The sequence below is a fragment of the Pseudobacter ginsenosidimutans genome, from assembly GCF_007970185.1.
GTDB classification, from domain to species: Bacteria; Bacteroidota; Bacteroidia; order Chitinophagales; family Chitinophagaceae; genus Pseudobacter; species Pseudobacter ginsenosidimutans.
Genome location: NZ_CP042431.1, coordinates 417,975 through 433,736 on the forward strand (window position 1 = coordinate 417,975; position 15,762 = coordinate 433,736).

13 protein-coding genes are annotated in these 15,762 nt (G+C 47.9%); 4 read left to right on the forward strand and 9 right to left on the reverse strand.

Going from position 1 to position 15,762, the window contains the following annotated elements:
• Nucleotides 1-171: 171 nt before the first annotated feature.
• The 3 genes from FSB84_RS01625 to FSB84_RS01635 form a co-directional block, all read right to left on the reverse strand.
• The gene (locus tag FSB84_RS01625) at nucleotides 172-783 is read right to left on the reverse strand and encodes a 50S ribosomal protein L25 (protein WP_130543308.1); all 612 of its coding nucleotides are present in this window, start codon (nucleotides 781-783) and stop codon (nucleotides 172-174) included.
• A gap of 40 nt (nucleotides 784-823) precedes the next feature.
• Complete coding sequence (locus tag FSB84_RS01630; protein ID WP_130543307.1) at nucleotides 824-1,774, reverse strand: ribose-phosphate pyrophosphokinase; 951 nt, start codon at nucleotides 1,772-1,774, stop codon at nucleotides 824-826.
• A gap of 175 nt (nucleotides 1,775-1,949) precedes the next feature.
• Nucleotides 1,950-2,159, reverse strand: a complete 210-nt coding sequence (locus tag FSB84_RS01635) for a hypothetical protein (RefSeq protein ID WP_130543306.1) — start codon at nucleotides 2,157-2,159, stop codon at nucleotides 1,950-1,952.
• Between the two features lie 129 nt (nucleotides 2,160-2,288).
• Between FSB84_RS01635 and radC the strand changes: the two genes are divergently transcribed.
• The gene (gene radC, locus FSB84_RS01640) at nucleotides 2,289-3,002 is read left to right on the forward strand and encodes a RadC family protein (RefSeq protein ID WP_130543305.1); all 714 of its coding nucleotides are present in this window, start codon (nucleotides 2,289-2,291) and stop codon (nucleotides 3,000-3,002) included.
• A gap of 3 nt (nucleotides 3,003-3,005) precedes the next feature.
• Here radC and FSB84_RS01645 read toward each other — a convergent pair whose 3' ends face one another.
• The 6 genes from FSB84_RS01645 to FSB84_RS01670 all read right to left on the reverse strand — a co-directional run bounded on the left by FSB84_RS01645 (nucleotide 3,006) and on the right by FSB84_RS01670 (nucleotide 12,067).
• Nucleotides 3,006-3,320, reverse strand: coding sequence for a DUF3467 domain-containing protein (locus FSB84_RS01645; protein WP_130543304.1), 315 nt, complete (start codon nucleotides 3,318-3,320; stop codon nucleotides 3,006-3,008).
• A gap of 117 nt (nucleotides 3,321-3,437) precedes the next feature.
• Nucleotides 3,438-4,304: a BT_3987 domain-containing protein gene (locus FSB84_RS01650; RefSeq protein WP_130543303.1), complete on the reverse strand. Its 867-nt coding sequence runs from the start codon at nucleotides 4,302-4,304 to the stop codon at nucleotides 3,438-3,440.
• 22 nt (nucleotides 4,305-4,326) lie between these two features.
• Nucleotides 4,327-5,820 (reverse strand): SusD/RagB family nutrient-binding outer membrane lipoprotein, encoded by a 1,494-nt coding sequence (locus FSB84_RS01655; protein ID WP_130543302.1) that lies wholly within the window; start codon nucleotides 5,818-5,820, stop codon nucleotides 4,327-4,329.
• A 12-nt stretch (nucleotides 5,821-5,832) separates the two neighbouring features.
• Entirely contained in the window at nucleotides 5,833-8,985 is a 3,153-nt protein-coding gene (locus tag FSB84_RS01660; RefSeq protein WP_130543301.1) for a SusC/RagA family TonB-linked outer membrane protein, read from the reverse strand.
• 252 nt (nucleotides 8,986-9,237) lie between these two features.
• Entirely contained in the window at nucleotides 9,238-10,743 is a 1,506-nt protein-coding gene (locus tag FSB84_RS31615; RefSeq protein WP_394367091.1) for a hypothetical protein, read from the reverse strand.
• 505 nt (nucleotides 10,744-11,248) lie between these two features.
• Complete coding sequence (locus tag FSB84_RS01670) at nucleotides 11,249-12,067, reverse strand: hypothetical protein (protein ID WP_130543299.1); 819 nt, start codon at nucleotides 12,065-12,067, stop codon at nucleotides 11,249-11,251.
• Nucleotides 12,068-12,149: 82 nt separating this feature from the next.
• On the opposite strand from FSB84_RS01670, the gene folD reads away from it, so the two are divergent.
• The 3 genes from folD to FSB84_RS01685 all read left to right on the forward strand — a co-directional run bounded on the left by folD (nucleotide 12,150) and on the right by FSB84_RS01685 (nucleotide 15,688).
• Nucleotides 12,150-13,025, forward strand: a complete 876-nt coding sequence (folD, locus tag FSB84_RS01675) for a bifunctional methylenetetrahydrofolate dehydrogenase/methenyltetrahydrofolate cyclohydrolase FolD (protein WP_130543298.1) — start codon at nucleotides 12,150-12,152, stop codon at nucleotides 13,023-13,025.
• A 30-nt stretch (nucleotides 13,026-13,055) separates the two neighbouring features.
• Entirely contained in the window at nucleotides 13,056-13,670 is a 615-nt protein-coding gene (locus FSB84_RS01680; protein WP_225979957.1) for a 7-carboxy-7-deazaguanine synthase QueE, read from the forward strand.
• 101 nt (nucleotides 13,671-13,771) lie between these two features.
• Entirely contained in the window at nucleotides 13,772-15,688 is a 1,917-nt protein-coding gene (locus tag FSB84_RS01685; RefSeq protein WP_130543297.1) for an OmpA family protein, read from the forward strand.
• Nucleotides 15,689-15,762 lie beyond the last annotated feature (74 nt).

Genomic DNA, 15,762 nt, shown 5'->3' on the forward strand with positions numbered 1-15,762 from the left:
AAATCTGCCCCTGTTACTGATGATGTGTAAAGGTTATGTGGGAACGACTAGTGGTTTCGAGAGCAGGATCAAAAGGATCTTTCAGTAACAGGAAATTCAACCGGAAACAAAATAAAGCCCGGCATTGGTTTTCCGGGCTTGGATCAATATCTCAGTTCTTTCTTTTCTGGATTACTTCTTGGCTGCAGGTTTAGCTGCGGCTGCGCCTTTGGCAGGAGCTGCTGCTTCTTCCTGTTTCAGTTGACGTGTCATCACCACAGAAGCGATAGGAATACGTGGAGAGTTCAGGATCTCGATATTATCGGCCTTCACGTCTTCTACACGGATATTACCGTTCAGTTCCAGGTTGGTCAGGTCTACTTCGATGTTCTCGCTCAGATGCTCGGGAGCAGCCTTCACTTTGAGTGATTTGATCTTTGTGATCAGTTTACCACCCGCTTTCACACCAGCAGAAGATCCTGTGAACTTGATAGGAATAGTGGCAACAACAGGTCGGCCAGCTACCAGTTCAAGGAAGTCGATATGGTTCAGCTCATCAGTAACCTTGTCGAATTGAATGTCTTTCAGGATAGTCCTGTAAGTCTTTCCATCCACTTTAATTTCTGCTACCTGAAATTCCGGAGTGTACACCAGCGTTTTAAAAGCCAGCACGGGAGCTGAAAAACTAACTTCCTGTGCACCGCCATAAATTACACCAGGCACCAGGCCCTGAGAGCGAAGTTGGCGGGTGGCTTTTTTCCCGGTTTCGGTCCTCAGTTGTCCTTCGATTGTAATTGCTTTCATTTTTTATGTTTGTTTAAATTGAACGCTTGGTTCTGTCAGGCTATTTATTCCTCATCTGACTATGGATGAAGAGGCCTGTGATACTTCTGTTCTCATATGCATTGCGGATGGCCACTGCAAAAAGCTCGGCTACGCTCAGCACTTTGATCTTTTGGATCTTCTGCTTCAGGGGGATGGTATCGCAAACCACCAGCTCATCCAGCACACTGTTCTCGATATTGGAGTAGGCATTGCCACTCAATACGGGGTGTGTACACAAGGCCCTTACACTTCTTGCTCCCTTTTCCATCAGCAGTCCTGCTGATTTAGCAAGGGTGCCGCCTGTATCGCAGATATCATCAATAAGAACTACATCCCTGTCTGTAACATCACCTATCACTACCATGCTGGCGATCTCATTGGCACGTTTACGGTGCTTATCGCAGATCACCATATCTGCATTGAAGTAGGTGGCAATTTCACGGATCCTGTTGGCGCTGCCTACGTCAGGGGCCGCAAAGGTAAGATTTTCCAGTTGAAGTTGCTGTATGTAGGGAATAAATATCGCGGAACTGTCCAGGTGGTCCACAGGGATGTCGAAATAGCCCTGAATCTGGGGAGCGTGGAGGTCCATCGTGATCACCCTGTCCGCCCCTGCTGCCACTAACATATTGGCAATCAATTTAGAACCGATCGCCACACGAGGCTTATCCTTCCTGTCCTGACGGGCATATCCATAATAAGGCATCACCACCACTACTTTGTAGGCGGAAGCCCTTCTGGCTGCATCGATCATCAGGAGCAGTTCAAGAATGTTCTCGGCGGGGGCGAAAGTGGATTGAACCAGGAAAACCATATCTCCACGGATACTTTCCTGGAAAACTGGCTGAATTTCACCATCACTGAATTTAGAGATCGTGATTTTGCCCAGCGTGGTGCCATATTGCTGCGCTATTTTTTCGGCGAGGTACTGCGACCCGGTGCCTGAAAAGATCTTGACAGTTGTTTCCATACCGCATTAAAAATGTGCGGCGAAGATAAAGCTAAGGTTGGGATTAGGGGTTATTCAGGGCAATAATAATTTTTCACCCCTGAACAAGAGAATAGGGTACGGATCAGCAGCAGGGCGCCGCTAAAAAGAATATAGAAAAAAAGAGCCGGCCGTGTTTCAGACCGGTTATTGATTATTACTGATTGGTAACGGTAAGCAATACCTGACGCCCGCCGGATCTTTCAACGGTAGTTTTCTTTTCTGCCATAGACTTTTTAGGATTGGCAGCATGAAAAATGGCAGAACAGATAAAGATGGAGAAGAAGAGCGCAACGAAATACATGCCTGCGCAAAATAAGAACGGTTGATAGCCACCGATGGCAGAGAGTGTAGTTTTTCGCTTCATGGATAAAAGATTTTAAGGGCTTCTGAAAAAGTATTGGATTTTCTACTGAAATATAAACGCGGGAATGGGACAATTAGTATTTCCGCTGTTTATATTAATTGGGGTAAAATTAACAACCCGCGGTGAAGTATGCAAGCGAAAAAATACGCAAAGAGGAAGAAAATTTATGGGATCCAAAAATGGGCCATGGAAGAGCGGCCCAGGGAAAAACTACTTAGTAAAAGCCCGCATCATCTTTCCAATGCAGAATTGCTGGCCCTGATCCTGAACAGTGGGGCTTCTCAAAAAACTTCTGTCGATCTGGCAACCGAGATCCTGAAATTGACGGAGAACAATCTCGCAGCATTGCAGCGAATAACCGTTCAGCAACTCATGGCCATCAAGGGCGTGGGACCTGCCAAGGCCGCGAAAGTGGCCGCCAGCCTTGAATTGGCGAGACGCATGCAGGCAGCCTTACCCGATCGGTTAGCCGAAGTGGATGGCATCAAGGATGCCGCGTATTATTTACAGAAACGCTTCAGCTATTATTCCCATGAAATATTCGGGGTAATGTTCCTGAACAATGCCAATAAAGTGAAAGCGTTCTCCGTGATCAGTGAAGGGGGCATCACCGGTACTACCGTAGATGTACGATTGATCCTGAAAAAAGCGCTGGAAACAGAAGCTACCAAACTGATACTGGGGCATAATCATCCTTCCGGCAATATGCAACCGAGCAAGGCAGACGAGGAACTGACCGCCAGGATCAGGAATGCCGCTAATCAATTAGACATTGAAGTGCTGGACCACCTGATCATCACCCAACAGGGTTATTTCAGTTTTGCCAATGAAGGAATGATATAGGTATTAAGCCTGAGCAGTAGGGCCGCCGAAGTTCATGGGAAGCTGGGTTTCCTCCAGGTCCTGGATCTTGCCATTGATGCTTTCAAATCGGCTGATGTTCTCCGTTAGGGCCTTCATAAAACGCTTGGCATGCTGGGGTGTGAGGATCACCCTGCTCTTGACCTTGCTTTTGGGAGTTCCGGGCATCACATTCACGAAGTCCACTACAAACTCTGCATGAGAATGTGTAATGATAACGAGGTTGGCATATTGACCTTCAGCTATCTCTTCCGAGATCTCGATATTCAACTGATTGTTTTGTTCCTGCTGTTCTTGCATAAGTGTAGTATTGCTGCGAAGATAACTATCAGGCTGTTTTGAATAAAAATTGGGGATATTTAAAATGATGAGGGCGGCATCTCGTGGATGACCGCCCTCAATTGTTGGTTGAAAGGATTATTTAAGTGCAATCTTTTCCCGAACGATCCTCGGCCCCCCTGCTCCATTATAGGAATAATTGAGCGTAAAGGTCTTTGTTGCCGGATCATATGTATTCGGACCCTGGTAATCGATATTGGGAGTAGCTCCGAATTTGGCAATGGAAACGGTATTGTCGGGATTGATGGTAAGGATCATCTGGTAGCCGCTGCCCCCCAAATCTCCCAGGTTAGCCTGCACTGAGTTGGGCTCTACAGTCACCAGTTCCTTATCTTCATCGATATCCCTTGTACCGGCAGTGGGGTGAATGAATTTACCGGTAGCATGATACAGGCCATGGTATTTGTTCTTCACGCGCAATGCAATTACCTGTTTGCCGTAATTGCCACTGATTGGATAGTTGGGTGAAGTGGAAGCGATCTTCATCCCCAACGCAAACTTGCCTGTTTCAAGAAAAGCAGGATTAATGATCTTTCCACTGAGTTCAGCTTCCCTGCTACCTTTTGGAATAGTGATCTGCAAAGTCTGGAAATTGTAATTATTGGCAGGAAGCGGTGAAAGCTGTGTCAGTGTTGGGTTCCGTTCATTATACTCAGTGATCACCGCAGGATCCACCACCAGCGTTACCTGGATATCTTCAGTAGCTGGCTGCTCTGATGCCAGGTTCACTGTTACCATCTTGAAAGAAGTGTCTCCAGTGCTGAAATTGAGCACCTGTCCATAAGCCCCGATGATGGGTCCCATCACTTCAATTACTTTACTGTTCTTATCGATCACAACATTGGCCATGTGATCATCATAAGCCTCGTCTTTCAGGCAACCTGTTCCGGCAACTATCAATAATCCGGCACAGGAGAAAGCAAGGAATTTATTTAGTGTGTTCATATCAGTAAGATTTTAGCGTTGTTTATTTATCCCAGAACACTGGTGTCATGGGTGTAATATTTCCCTGTGCCTGAACATTGGCGCTGTTCACGGCATATTCCGCAGAAGGATAGATCAGCCGCAATGGAATCACCCTGGATCCTCTTGCAGCGTTCACAGAGAGCGGAACATTGGCAGGTACGCCCAATCTCCTGTAATCGTTCCATGCTTCCAGCGGATTGATGCCGATCAGGGCAATATATTTTTGTCTGACGATGAATCTCACTTTTGAATCCACTGTAGCGCCAGCATTGGCCCAGTCGGCGCCTTCTGTTTCAAGGAAGGTGGCAGCTTCGTCATCCGCATCTTCCACACCTAACCAGTAGAAAGATTCATACACAGCATCTTCATAAGCTTCCTGTGCATCACCTGCCAGCCATCCCCTTGCCACTGCTTCAGCGCGCAGGAAAAGACTTTCAACAGAAGTGATGATCCATTGGTCCTGGTCAAATCCTTTCACCAGTCCTTCTCCGATATTTGAAGTACGGTCTCCATTGAAATTCACATCCGGGTCTCTTCCATATACGTTACCCACATAAGGCACTGAAGGGTTCAATGGTGAAGGTGCAGGTTTGAAGAAGTATCCCAGCCTTGGATCTGCGCCATTTCTCAGCACATCAATGATATAAGCATTGGCACGGAAATATTCGTTGGCCTGGTTACCGGAAGGTGTAAGTCCATAAGCGCCATAAAAAGGGCTTTGCTTATTGTTATCATTTAAATATCCCGGATTCACAGAAGCGCTTTCATCGAAACTCAACACACCGCCTTTGGCTTCGATCTTGGCCAGCTCAGCTGTTGGGTTGGGGTTGTTGAGGCTGTTGCGGATCAGCAGGCGCAATTTGATGGTATTGGCAAACTTCTCCCATAATGTATGTTCACCATGAAACACGATATCTACTTTTTCATCAACAGCAGTAGGAGAAGCTGCTTCCATCAGACTGATGGCAGTGTCCAGCTTAGCCTGAAGTGAAGCATATATATCTTCACCTTTATCATAAGCCGGCGTAGGGAATTCAAGTGCCTTGAAAGTTTGAGAGTACGGAACATTTCCATACAGGTCTACCAGGTTCTGGAAGAGGTGTGCTTTGGCGATCATCGCCATGGCGCGCATATAGGTCTGGCCTTTTTCACTGGCCTTCCTTTCTGCTACATCCAGGTCGAAAAGCACGTTATAAATGTTGGCCCATTTCGTTTCCTGGAAAGAGCTGGTGATATTATAGGTAGACTCTTCCGTATTCGGGTTATAGGATCCTGACGGTGACCAGTAACCCATCCAGTTGGCGAGCCAGCCATAAGCCAGTGCAGTTTGTGCTCCTGTACCGCTCAAAGCATTTGGGATGATCAGGTCTGCAGTGATATTGGATTCGGTCACCGCATTGGGATTCTTGTTGATGTCCAGTTGTTTCTTACATCCCGCCAAACCCGCTGAGAGCAAAGCAACAGGCAGTATTATTTTATAAATAGAATGTTTCATTGTAATTATAATTTAGAAGGTCAGCGTAATGTATCCTCCAAAAGTTCTGGCAGGTGGCGTAGAGAACACGTTGTTCAAACCGAAAGTGTTACCCGCAGCAGTATAGTTGAACTCAGGGTCAGTCCACTGGTTGGATGATGGTATGAATGCAAACAGGTTACGTCCGGTAAAACCAACTACAGCTTTTTTGATCACCTGTCCTTCTCCCACAAACTTGAAAGGAAGTGAGTAAGAGATGGCTATTTCGCGCAGTTTCCAATAGGCAGCGCTGGAGAAATAGTTGGTGCCAATTGAAGTGTTGGTGGCACCCACAGCCCAGAAGCTGCGGTTACCGCTGGATGTAGTTACGGTTTGATTTTCTACCATCTTGCCGGTACCATCGTCATACACTGAATTAGGGAATACGAAACGTTGACGGCCGAATTGTGCACTGCGTTGGGAGATACCGGTGAAGTCCATGTCGGAACCGATACCATGATAAGCGTAGTGACCTCCTTTATAATCCCAGGTCATGGAGATGGTAAGTCCTTTCCAGGAGAAACTCGGATTGAAACCGAGTGTCCACAGCGGCATCGATCTTCCACGAACTACCAGACTGTCTTCCAGGCTTGGGTCCCCGGTGATCCTGTCTACAATTACACGGCCCTGTTCATCACGCACATAGTCGCTGAGTTTGAACACGAATGCAGGTTTGCCCACAATAGCATAGTTGAAGGCATCTGGAGAGCTGGCAGCGATCTGCGTGAAAAAGTTGGTGCCTCCGATAGAAAGCTCATTGATACCGGGAAAGAGAGATATAATTTTATTGTCGTTATACGTAGCATTGAATCCGAAATTGAGTCTTCCGGATCCGATCTTCACTAGCGGTGTAAGATTAAGATCGATCTCAACTCCATAGTTTTTGAAGTCGGCAGTATTGGTCCTGTATAAAGTAGGTCCGGCAGCTGCAGATTGCTGTACATCCAGGATCTGGTCTGTATTTTTCTGCGTGTAATAAGTTACATCCACATTGAACCTGTTCTTCATGAATCCGAGCTCGATACCTATTTCTTTTGAATTTACTTTTTCGGGCTGGATCAGCGGATTGGTAACGAAATTATCTGCACCGAATCCGCCAAGGTTACCGAATGGGAATCCCCCTGACTGGCTGAATGTGGGTTCCAGCGCATATGTAAGGAGGTTCACGTTCGCTGATTTGGACCATGATCCGCGGAGTTTGGCGTAAGAAAGGATCTTGCTTTCTCCGAGAGCAGGTATCGCATCGGTGAGTAAGAGTGAGGCACTGACTGCAGGATAGAAGTAGGAATTGTTATCGATGTTGAGGCGGCTGTCCCAATCATTGGCTGCGGAGAATTCCAGATTGGCCCATCCCTTATAGTTCAGACTTGCCTGACCAAATAGGGAAACCAGCCTGTTCTTTGTATTGCTCTCAAAACCTACCGCCTCACCTGATCTGTTGCTCAGGTTATAGAGATAAGGAACCACCAGGTTATTACCCGTGGTGGTCATATTCTTGGTGCGGTTCTCGCGATACCGTCCACCAACGATATAATTCAAAGTGAAATCAGCTGGTAATTCTTTTCTGCCATTGAGGAAGAACTCATGTGTGATACGGCTGGCGAAATCACTTCCATCAGCCATACTGCCTGGCGCAGCATCAAATTGCTGACCACGATGATCCTGTGCAAACTGTGTTGTTTCGATGGGCTGGTTCTCGTTCTTGAAAGTGCCATAAGAAAAAGATGTACCCACACGGTAAGTGGCCTGCAGCCATTCAAAGAAATTGTAGTTGAGCTCCAGGGCGCCGAGCAGGTTATCGGTCCTTCCTTTGGAGCGATGTGCTTCAATAGCCCAGTATGGATTCACAAAATACTCATTGTAATAATTGGAGTATTGTGCATACTTGTTGTTCTTGATATCCTTGTAAGATGTGAGGGGCACATGCATCGGCGTATTGAGAACGGTGAAATATACGCTACCATTGTAACTGCTGGCGAAGCGGCCTGCATAGGCTGCATTATTCACCACATTGTAATTGCTCTGAACATAGTTGAGGTTGAGGGTTGCCTTGAGCTTTCCGTATTCCCTGCTGGTGTTGATACGCAGAGAGTTCCTCTTGTTCTGGTCTTTCGGCATCAGACCTTTCAGATCTGCAAGCTGAGCGGACATGTAGAAGTCTTTTGCAGAGAAGGCCACATCGGTCTGTAGCGTAAGACCATTGTTCCAGAATTTTTTCTTTTCGTTTTTGAGCGGGCTGTAGCGTACTCTTTGTACGTCGCCGTCTTCCAGTTCAGGACCGAGATCCACCATTTCGCCATTGAATTCCGGACCGAATTGCTGGTTCTCGATGGGGTCGTACAACGGACGTCCCAACGCATCTTCGGAAGTACCACCACCGAAGCGGGATTGCATTTTGGGCAGGAAGCTTACCCTGGCAAGCTGAACAGACTGGCCTACCTGGAGATAAGGTTTGGAGGAACCTCTTTTGGTAGTTACCAGGATCACACCGTTCACACCATCAGGACCATACAAGGCAGCGGCGGATGCGCCTTTGAGCACGTTCACATCCTCCACATCGTTCGGGTTCAGTACTGAGATGAAGCTGAGCGAAATGGGGATATTGTCCACCACCAGCAAGGGCTGGTTGTTACCCGTAAGGGAACGGAGACCGCGGAGATTGATCTTGGTTTCTTCAAACACACCGCTGTTCACCGTGGTGATGCTTAAGCCGGAAACCTTACCGGTAAGACCGTTCTGCAGATTAACGGTCTTTGCCTGGGTGATCTCACTGTTACGCACACGCGCAGTTGAGTATCCCAGCTCTTTGGCCTGACGGCGTACACCCAATGCCGTTACCACTACTTCCTGGAGATTGCCTGTTTTGGTGAGTGTAACAGAAAGAATGTCGCTGGAGCCGACAGTTACTTCGGTAGATTCGGTTCCCACCGCCGTGAAAACCAAAACATCCCCGGTAGCCGCTAAGATTCTGAAATTTCCGTTGACGTCTGAGGTGACGCCCTTTCCTGAAGATTTGAGAGTGACTGAAGTAAAAGGTACGGGTTCTCCCTGATTATCCCGGACCTGACCGGTTATATACCGGCTTTGGGCAGTTGCCGATACATATAATAGTACCAGCACTGCGAGCAGTGACAGAATTTTTCTCATGTGACTAGTGAGTTTAGATTTGAACTGTGTAAATATAGGAAGTTTTAAAACTTCCCAAAAAAATGTTAAAACAGGGAGCGGATAATTTGGTAGACAATCAGAAAAATGAAAATGCTGCCATAAATCCAAAATGTTTTTAAAAAGAAAAGCCGGCTGCGGTCCGCCACAGTAAAGGCTCCCGGCGTTTACGAATAACCGAATGATTGATAATTCGTTACACACTGCGGTTACCTGCATCCACTTATTCCGCCATTAATGAAGTTGGAACAGCCATTGAATCCGGAACTCGTTTGAAACTCCGTTTTCTTCGGGTTCTTCCGGCATTCTTACTCCTGAAGGGCGCAAAGCGAACGCATATTTGATCCAGCATTCCGCTGATAGTTTTTTCTTCATCCCCTGCGAATGCCGTCTTTCTAATTTATAACGTATAAGCGCATATGAACGAATTGCATTACCCGCGAATGCAGGCATGGAATAACTATACAGCAGATCACGTTCATAACTATAGATCCTGCTCTGGTAGCCACCGGTTTCATAGAAATGGAGCCTTGCATTGAACATCCATTTCCTGCCCGGTTTGTAACTGCCTTCCAGCCAGCAACTGAAACCAGTTTCCTCCAATGCATCTTTGCTGCCAGCCACCAGGTATTCTGTTCGCTGCGCGATTACACAACGGGAACTCATCTCCCAGCGCCATTGCAATCGCCACTGCCTGCGCTGCTGCCAGGCAGGGAACTTCAAAGCCAGGCTATCTGATTGATTCACAGGCTTGGAGGATAACTGGTACCTGCATTGCAGGCTGATCTTTTTGGAAGGCTGGTGGAGCACCAAAAACAGGTGTTCGTATCCGTTAGCCGGTGCATCGATCCTGTATTTCAACCAGGGAAAACGGAAAATATCCATTGTGGCCTGTACTTTCCACCGGCGTGCAGGCTGCCATTCAAAACGCAGGCCGATCCCTTCCTCATTGGATACTGCAGCGCTTTGTGAAACAGCAGTGCTGAACATGCTCTGGAATTCTTTACTGAAATAACGGTAGCTCAGTCCCAGTTGCAAAGCCGGATGCAGACTGCACAGCAGGCCATTGGTAAAAGCCAGCGCATTCCTTCTGTCGATCGCAGCTTCCCCGAAAAAATGAATATTACGGATCGTGACGCTATAATCAACACTGGCATTGGACCATCGATTGCCTTCGATGGCAAACAGTTTGTATAGCGGTGCAGGTTTCCGCATCGGAAATCCGAAATGATACTGAACTGCATTCAATCCCAGTTGCCAGGCTGTTTTCCGCCAGCGCAGGCTGGCCCCGGCAACGAGTATTGGCACGGATTGCCTTGCTTTTTGTTCTGATGGTGTACGATGATAACCGCTGCTGACAAAGTTGTTGAAATAAGTTCCGGCACTGTCCTGCTTCAGATGCGCCGATAATTTTCTGTGCGATACAAATGAAGTGAATTGCAAAGCCCGATGCTCAATGGTAAACCCTGCACCACGATGAAAATTGAATTCACCCGCGGAACTGTAAGGCTGCAAAACATCTGTTTGCTTTTTGAGCGAAAGCACTGCTCCAAAAGCATAGCTCATCCCCTGCCACTGGATCAGCCCCTGCCCCATATTCACCTGAAAATCGCCCAGTGCCAACACTTTGAAAGGGCCGGCCCTTCTGGCATAGAGATGAATGGAATAGAAATCGAAGCCATTCCGTTGTACGCCCTGAAAGAATGCTTCGCCTGCATCCTTCTCTGCTGTAAAACCCATTGAAGCTGCCTTTCCATTTTATAACGATACCGGATGAACGAAGATGGACTTTCTGTACTGAACAATTTCCCGCTTCTTACCAGCAGGTTCTTCTCCCCTCCCCGGAACCTATGAAAAAAGGGAAGATCAGCAGCTTCATCCGCTGCAATACTGAGAAATGGCAAGACCCTAAGGATGGTTTCATGGTCCCATCCCGGAACAGCCTGCAATTCATAAACGCTTAGTAGTTTACCGAATGTTTTCCGGTAAAGCAGCAGGCTCCTGATCTGCCAGGGCTGCAACAACTGAAGGCTTTGCAATTCTTCTTCACCGGCTCTGTTCAGTTGAAGGGGCCGCCTGCGGTATGCCGCGGCTTCCTGCCATTGTCCGTCATCTTCCGGGATCGTTTCTTCGCGGACCAGTTGCTGCTCCAGTTGCATCTCCTGGATCTCCAATTGTTCTTCTTCTTCCTGGCTCCATCCCCGGAAGCCGAGGACCATCAATAAAAGGAGGTGGATCATCTTTTTCATAACCCTCCTTTTTGGGTACCTGAAACAATCAGTAATAAGCCGGGTGAAAATCCCAGCAAGGCGTGATAACTACCGGTGACGCCTACTTGAAAGATACCGGCCTGCCATTTTACCCGGACAGATGGCCTTGTATCCGTCAGCTCCAGGAAACAGCTGGCCATCAGGTGATGATCCGCTTTATAATGAATAGCAGCCTGAAAAGATGCAGGCTGAGTTTCATATTTGAGGAAACTGCCTTCCATCAGTATTGAAGGCGCCAGCAAAAACCCTAACCCTGCCGAGTAACCGTAAGCAACTCTTTCACCCTGCCCGGCGCCCAACAATTTTCCGGAAAGATGATACAATTGCCAGCCGGCAGAAAGCGCAGAGCTCAGTTGCCAGATTGCGCCGATACCGGCGCTGAGCCATCCTTTATTGCCATAGCCATCAGTACTTTGTGCAGTGTAATTCATTTGTGCGCCCATTGAAATCTTCCCTAATTTTTTTCCAAAAGCAAGGCAGCCCTGCCATTGATGGTATACAGGCAAACCGGAATAATCCATCGAGAAAGCCCACCCTCCACCAGCGGCGGGTGCCCCTGTAACAATTGAATATTGTCTGAGTTCTTCCAGCAGGAATTTCTTTTCAACCCATGCGCCGCTATGGAACTGTGTGATGCCGGCGAGTGCAGCGGGGTTAATTTTAGATGAAAATATATCAGCAAACTGTTGATTATAAGCAGCGGCATGCATCGGTTGCAGTGCTGCAGGACGGATGATTTGGGCTACAGAACGCACGCTCAGCGTACATAACAGGCCCCAGAGGAGTGTTTTCAAATAGTAGATTTTCCATGGAAACAAAAAACGAGGAAAGTTTTACTATTCGTTCCATTTAAATTTCTTCAATTACCTTTGCGCCATGCAAATCTTAGACGGACAAGTTGTATCCCAGGCCACAAAGGACGAACTCAAAATGAAAGTAGGCCAGTTGACCGCAGCAGGAAAAAAAGTGCCCCACCTCGCAGCAGTACTGGTTGGAAGTAATGGCGCCAGTGAAACTTATGTTGGTTCCAAAGTGAAGACCTGCGAAGAGATCGGATATAAATCCACCCTGCTCCGCCTCCCGGAAGACATCAGTGAATTCAAACTGTTGCAGGCCATCGAAGACCTGAACAATGATCCGGATGTTGATGGTATCCTGGTACAACTGCCGCTCCCAAAACATATTTCTGAAGCCAAAGTGATTGAAACCATCGACCCTTCCAAAGACGTGGACGGTTTCCATCCCATGAGTGCAGGAAAATTGGTTCAGGGACTTCCCACATTCGTTTCCGCAACGCCGCACGGCATCATGCTGATGCTGGAACATTATAAGATCGATACCAAAGGCAAACATGCCGTGGTGATCGGACGCAGCAATATCGTTGGCCGTCCCATGAGTATCCTGCTCAGCGCCAATACCAATCCCGGTAACTGTACCGTAACCGTTTGCCATTCGCAAACAAAGAACCTGAAAGAGATCTGCCTGCAGGCCGACATTATCGTAGCTGCATTGGGCAGACCTGAATTCGTTACTGCTGATATGGTGAAAGAAGGCGCCGTAGTAATTGACGTTGGCATCACCCGCGTAGCTGACACTACCAAAAAAAGAGGTTACTCCATCAAAGGTGATGTAGACTTTCAGAACGTATCGCCAAAGTGCAGCTATATCACGCCCGTTCCCGGCGGTGTAGGCCCCATGACCATCGCAGCGCTGATGGCCAATACCTACCGCGCCTGCATGGAAAGGAACTAGCATTGTTCATCATTACCCTAACTTTGCATCATGTCTACCATTGTTACCACCCAGCTTCCTGTGATGGAATATTTCTACACCCTGCAGGGTGAGGGCTATCACCAGGGAAGAGCCGCTTACTTCATCCGCCTTGGCGGTTGTGATGTAGGCTGCGTATGGTGTGATGTGAAAGAAAGTTGGGACGCTTCCAAACATCCTTTACTGAGCCTGGAAACCATAGTGGAAGGTGCAGCTCAGTTCCCCGGCCGCATTGCCATCATTACCGGCGGCGAACCGCTGATGCATGATCTCGGCCCCCTCACGGATGCCCTGCACGATGCCGGCTTCCAAACACATATCGAAACCTCCGGCGCCCATCCGCTCAGCGGAGAATGGGACTGGATCTGCCTTTCGCCCAAAAAATTCAAAACCCCTCTTCCGGAGATACTCCCCCTGGCCAATGAATTGAAAGTAGTGGTATATAATAAAAGCGATTTCGAGTGGGCTGAAAAATATGCAGCACAGGTTGGCCCGAATTGCAAGCTCTACCTGCAACCGGAATGGAGCAAAAGCCAGCAGGTGACCCCGCTCATTATCGACTATATCAAGGACCATCCCCAATGGGAGTTCTCACTGCAACTGCACAAATACATTCATGTACCCTGATCCCAAAGGAATTATCCTTTCTGTAGAATAAACCGCATACACATACGTTTTTAATTTTTGGCATTATCTTTCCATCAGGAACTGACATTAAAAACACCGTCATGGGTTTCAAGCAACTCTGTACCATATCAATCGCCTTTGTATTCACTATCCAGATCAGTCAGGCTCAGTATGATCCGGAAAAGATCAATAAGAAAGTGGTAGCGCTCTACGAGCAGGCCATCACCACAGCCCAGGACGGAAATTTCAATGAGGCTCTCAAGATCCTGCAAAATGCCATTGCCAGAGAGCCAAAGTTCCTCGACGCCTGGCTCAGTATCGGCGGCCTCCATGGCGAAATGAAACAATACCAGCAGGCCATCGATGCCTACGAAAAAGCAAAATCTATCGACAGTATTTATTTCAGGGACTACAATCTTCCCTACTCCATCAATCTCGCAGGCAAAGGTGATTTTGAGAAAGCTGTTGCCGCCATCAACGATTTTCTCGGCATCAACAACCTCAGCGATAAAAGCAGGATGGTGGGTGAATACAGAAAGAAAAGCTACCAGTTCGCCATCAACTACGCAAAACAAAAGCCATTGGGCGCTTACCGTTTCGAGCCCACGAACCTTGGCGACAGTATCAACTCATCCAATTCGGAATATTATCCCACTATCACTATCGACGGAAAGGAACTGATCTTCACCCGCCGTGTGAACGGCATCAATGAAGACTTCTATGGCGCCAGCAGGAACGGTTCCGGCTGGCATGCCGCACAACCACTCAGCGGCAATATCAATACCCAGAGCAATGAGGGCGCTCAGAATATTTCACAGGATGGTCAATGGCTGATCTTCACCGGTTGTAATTTTCCCGGTGGCGCCGGCAGTTGCGATCTGTACATTTCCTATCTCACACCCAATGGCTGGAGTGAACCTCAAAGCCTCGGTAATCGCATCAACACGGAAGCATGGGAATCCGCTCCCTCGCTTTCGCCCGATAAAAAAGAATTGTATTTCGCCAGTAACCGTCCCGGCGGATTTGGTGGCAGTGATATCTGGGTGAGCCGACTCCTCCCCAACGGAAGATGGGGCGAGCCCGAGAACCTCGGCCCCGTCATCAATACAGCAGGAGAAGAAAGTTGTCCATTCATCCATGCAGACAACCATACATTCTACTTCACTTCGAATGGGCATCTGGGTTATGGAGGCGATGATCTTTTCATTTCCCGCAAGCAGGCCGATGGTCAATGGAGCAAACCCGTAAATCTCGGTTATCCCATCAACACCATCGAGAATGAAGGCAGCCTGGTAGTGTCTGCCGATGGCAAAACCGCCTGGTATGCCAGTGATCGCAGCGATAGTCGTGGTGGTCTCGATCTTTACACTTTCGAACTGCGCAGCGATATCCGTCCTGCACGCACACTCTGGGTCAAAGGCAAAGTGTTCGACAAGAAAACCGGCAAAGGCCTTCCTTCCGCAGTTGAATTAACAGATCTCAGCACACAAGCACTGCTCAGCAAAGTGCAGACAGATGAAACCGGTCATTACCTGGTAACGCTTCCTGTAGGAAAAGATTATGCTTTCAACGTAAACCGCAAGGGCTATCTCTTCTACTCTGAAAATTTCTCTCTGAGCCAGCAATCCGATTCTGTTTTCAATATCGATATCCCGCTTCAACCGATCGAAGCTGATGCCACCATCGTGCTTCGCAATGTATTCTTCGATGTAAATAAATTCGATCTCAAACCCGAATCCACTTCTGAGCTCGACAAACTTGCAGCATTACTCCACGACAATCCAACAGTCCGCATCCAGCTTAGCGGTCATACAGACAATGTAGGCAAAGCGGAAGACAACCTGGTACTTTCCAACAACCGTGCGCAGGCCGTAGTGAAATACCTTGTATCAAAAGGCATCGATCAGCAGCGCCTCACCTTCAAAGGCTATGGCGCAACGCAACCTGTTGCCGGCAATGATACCGAAGAAGGCCGTGCAAAGAACAGGAGAACCGAGCTCAAAGTAATCAGCCAATAATAGCTTTAGGCCGTTAGATGGGTAGGCCGGTGAGGGGTTATGAAACGCTGGCTGTAAAATATACCGCCGCGGGA

What these genes read in the sequence shown, in the direction of transcription:
- FSB84_RS01685 (WP_130543297.1), top strand. Translation starts at nt 13,772, where the DNA reads ATGGGTTTCAAGCAACTCTGTACCATATCAATCGCCTTTGTATTCACT.
- FSB84_RS01655 (WP_130543302.1), bottom strand. Translation starts at nt 5,820, where the DNA reads ATGAAACATTCTATTTATAAAATAATACTGCCTGTTGCTTTGCTCTCA.
- FSB84_RS01625 (WP_130543308.1), bottom strand. Translation starts at nt 783, where the DNA reads ATGAAAGCAATTACAATCGAAGGACAACTGAGGACCGAAACCGGGAAA.
- FSB84_RS01635 (WP_130543306.1), bottom strand. Translation starts at nt 2,159, where the DNA reads ATGAAGCGAAAAACTACACTCTCTGCCATCGGTGGCTATCAACCGTTC.
- radC (WP_130543305.1), top strand. Translation starts at nt 2,289, where the DNA reads ATGCAAGCGAAAAAATACGCAAAGAGGAAGAAAATTTATGGGATCCAA.
- FSB84_RS01680 (WP_225979957.1), top strand. Translation starts at nt 13,056, where the DNA reads ATGTCTACCATTGTTACCACCCAGCTTCCTGTGATGGAATATTTCTAC.
- FSB84_RS01650 (WP_130543303.1), bottom strand. Translation starts at nt 4,304, where the DNA reads ATGAACACACTAAATAAATTCCTTGCTTTCTCCTGTGCCGGATTATTG.
- FSB84_RS01660 (WP_130543301.1), bottom strand. Translation starts at nt 8,985, where the DNA reads ATGAGAAAAATTCTGTCACTGCTCGCAGTGCTGGTACTATTATATGTA.
- FSB84_RS01630 (WP_130543307.1), bottom strand. Translation starts at nt 1,774, where the DNA reads ATGGAAACAACTGTCAAGATCTTTTCAGGCACCGGGTCGCAGTACCTC.
- folD (WP_130543298.1), top strand. Translation starts at nt 12,150, where the DNA reads ATGCAAATCTTAGACGGACAAGTTGTATCCCAGGCCACAAAGGACGAA.
- FSB84_RS01645 (WP_130543304.1), bottom strand. Translation starts at nt 3,320, where the DNA reads ATGCAAGAACAGCAGGAACAAAACAATCAGTTGAATATCGAGATCTCG.
- FSB84_RS31615 (WP_394367091.1), bottom strand. Translation starts at nt 10,743, where the DNA reads ATGGGTTTTACAGCAGAGAAGGATGCAGGCGAAGCATTCTTTCAGGGC.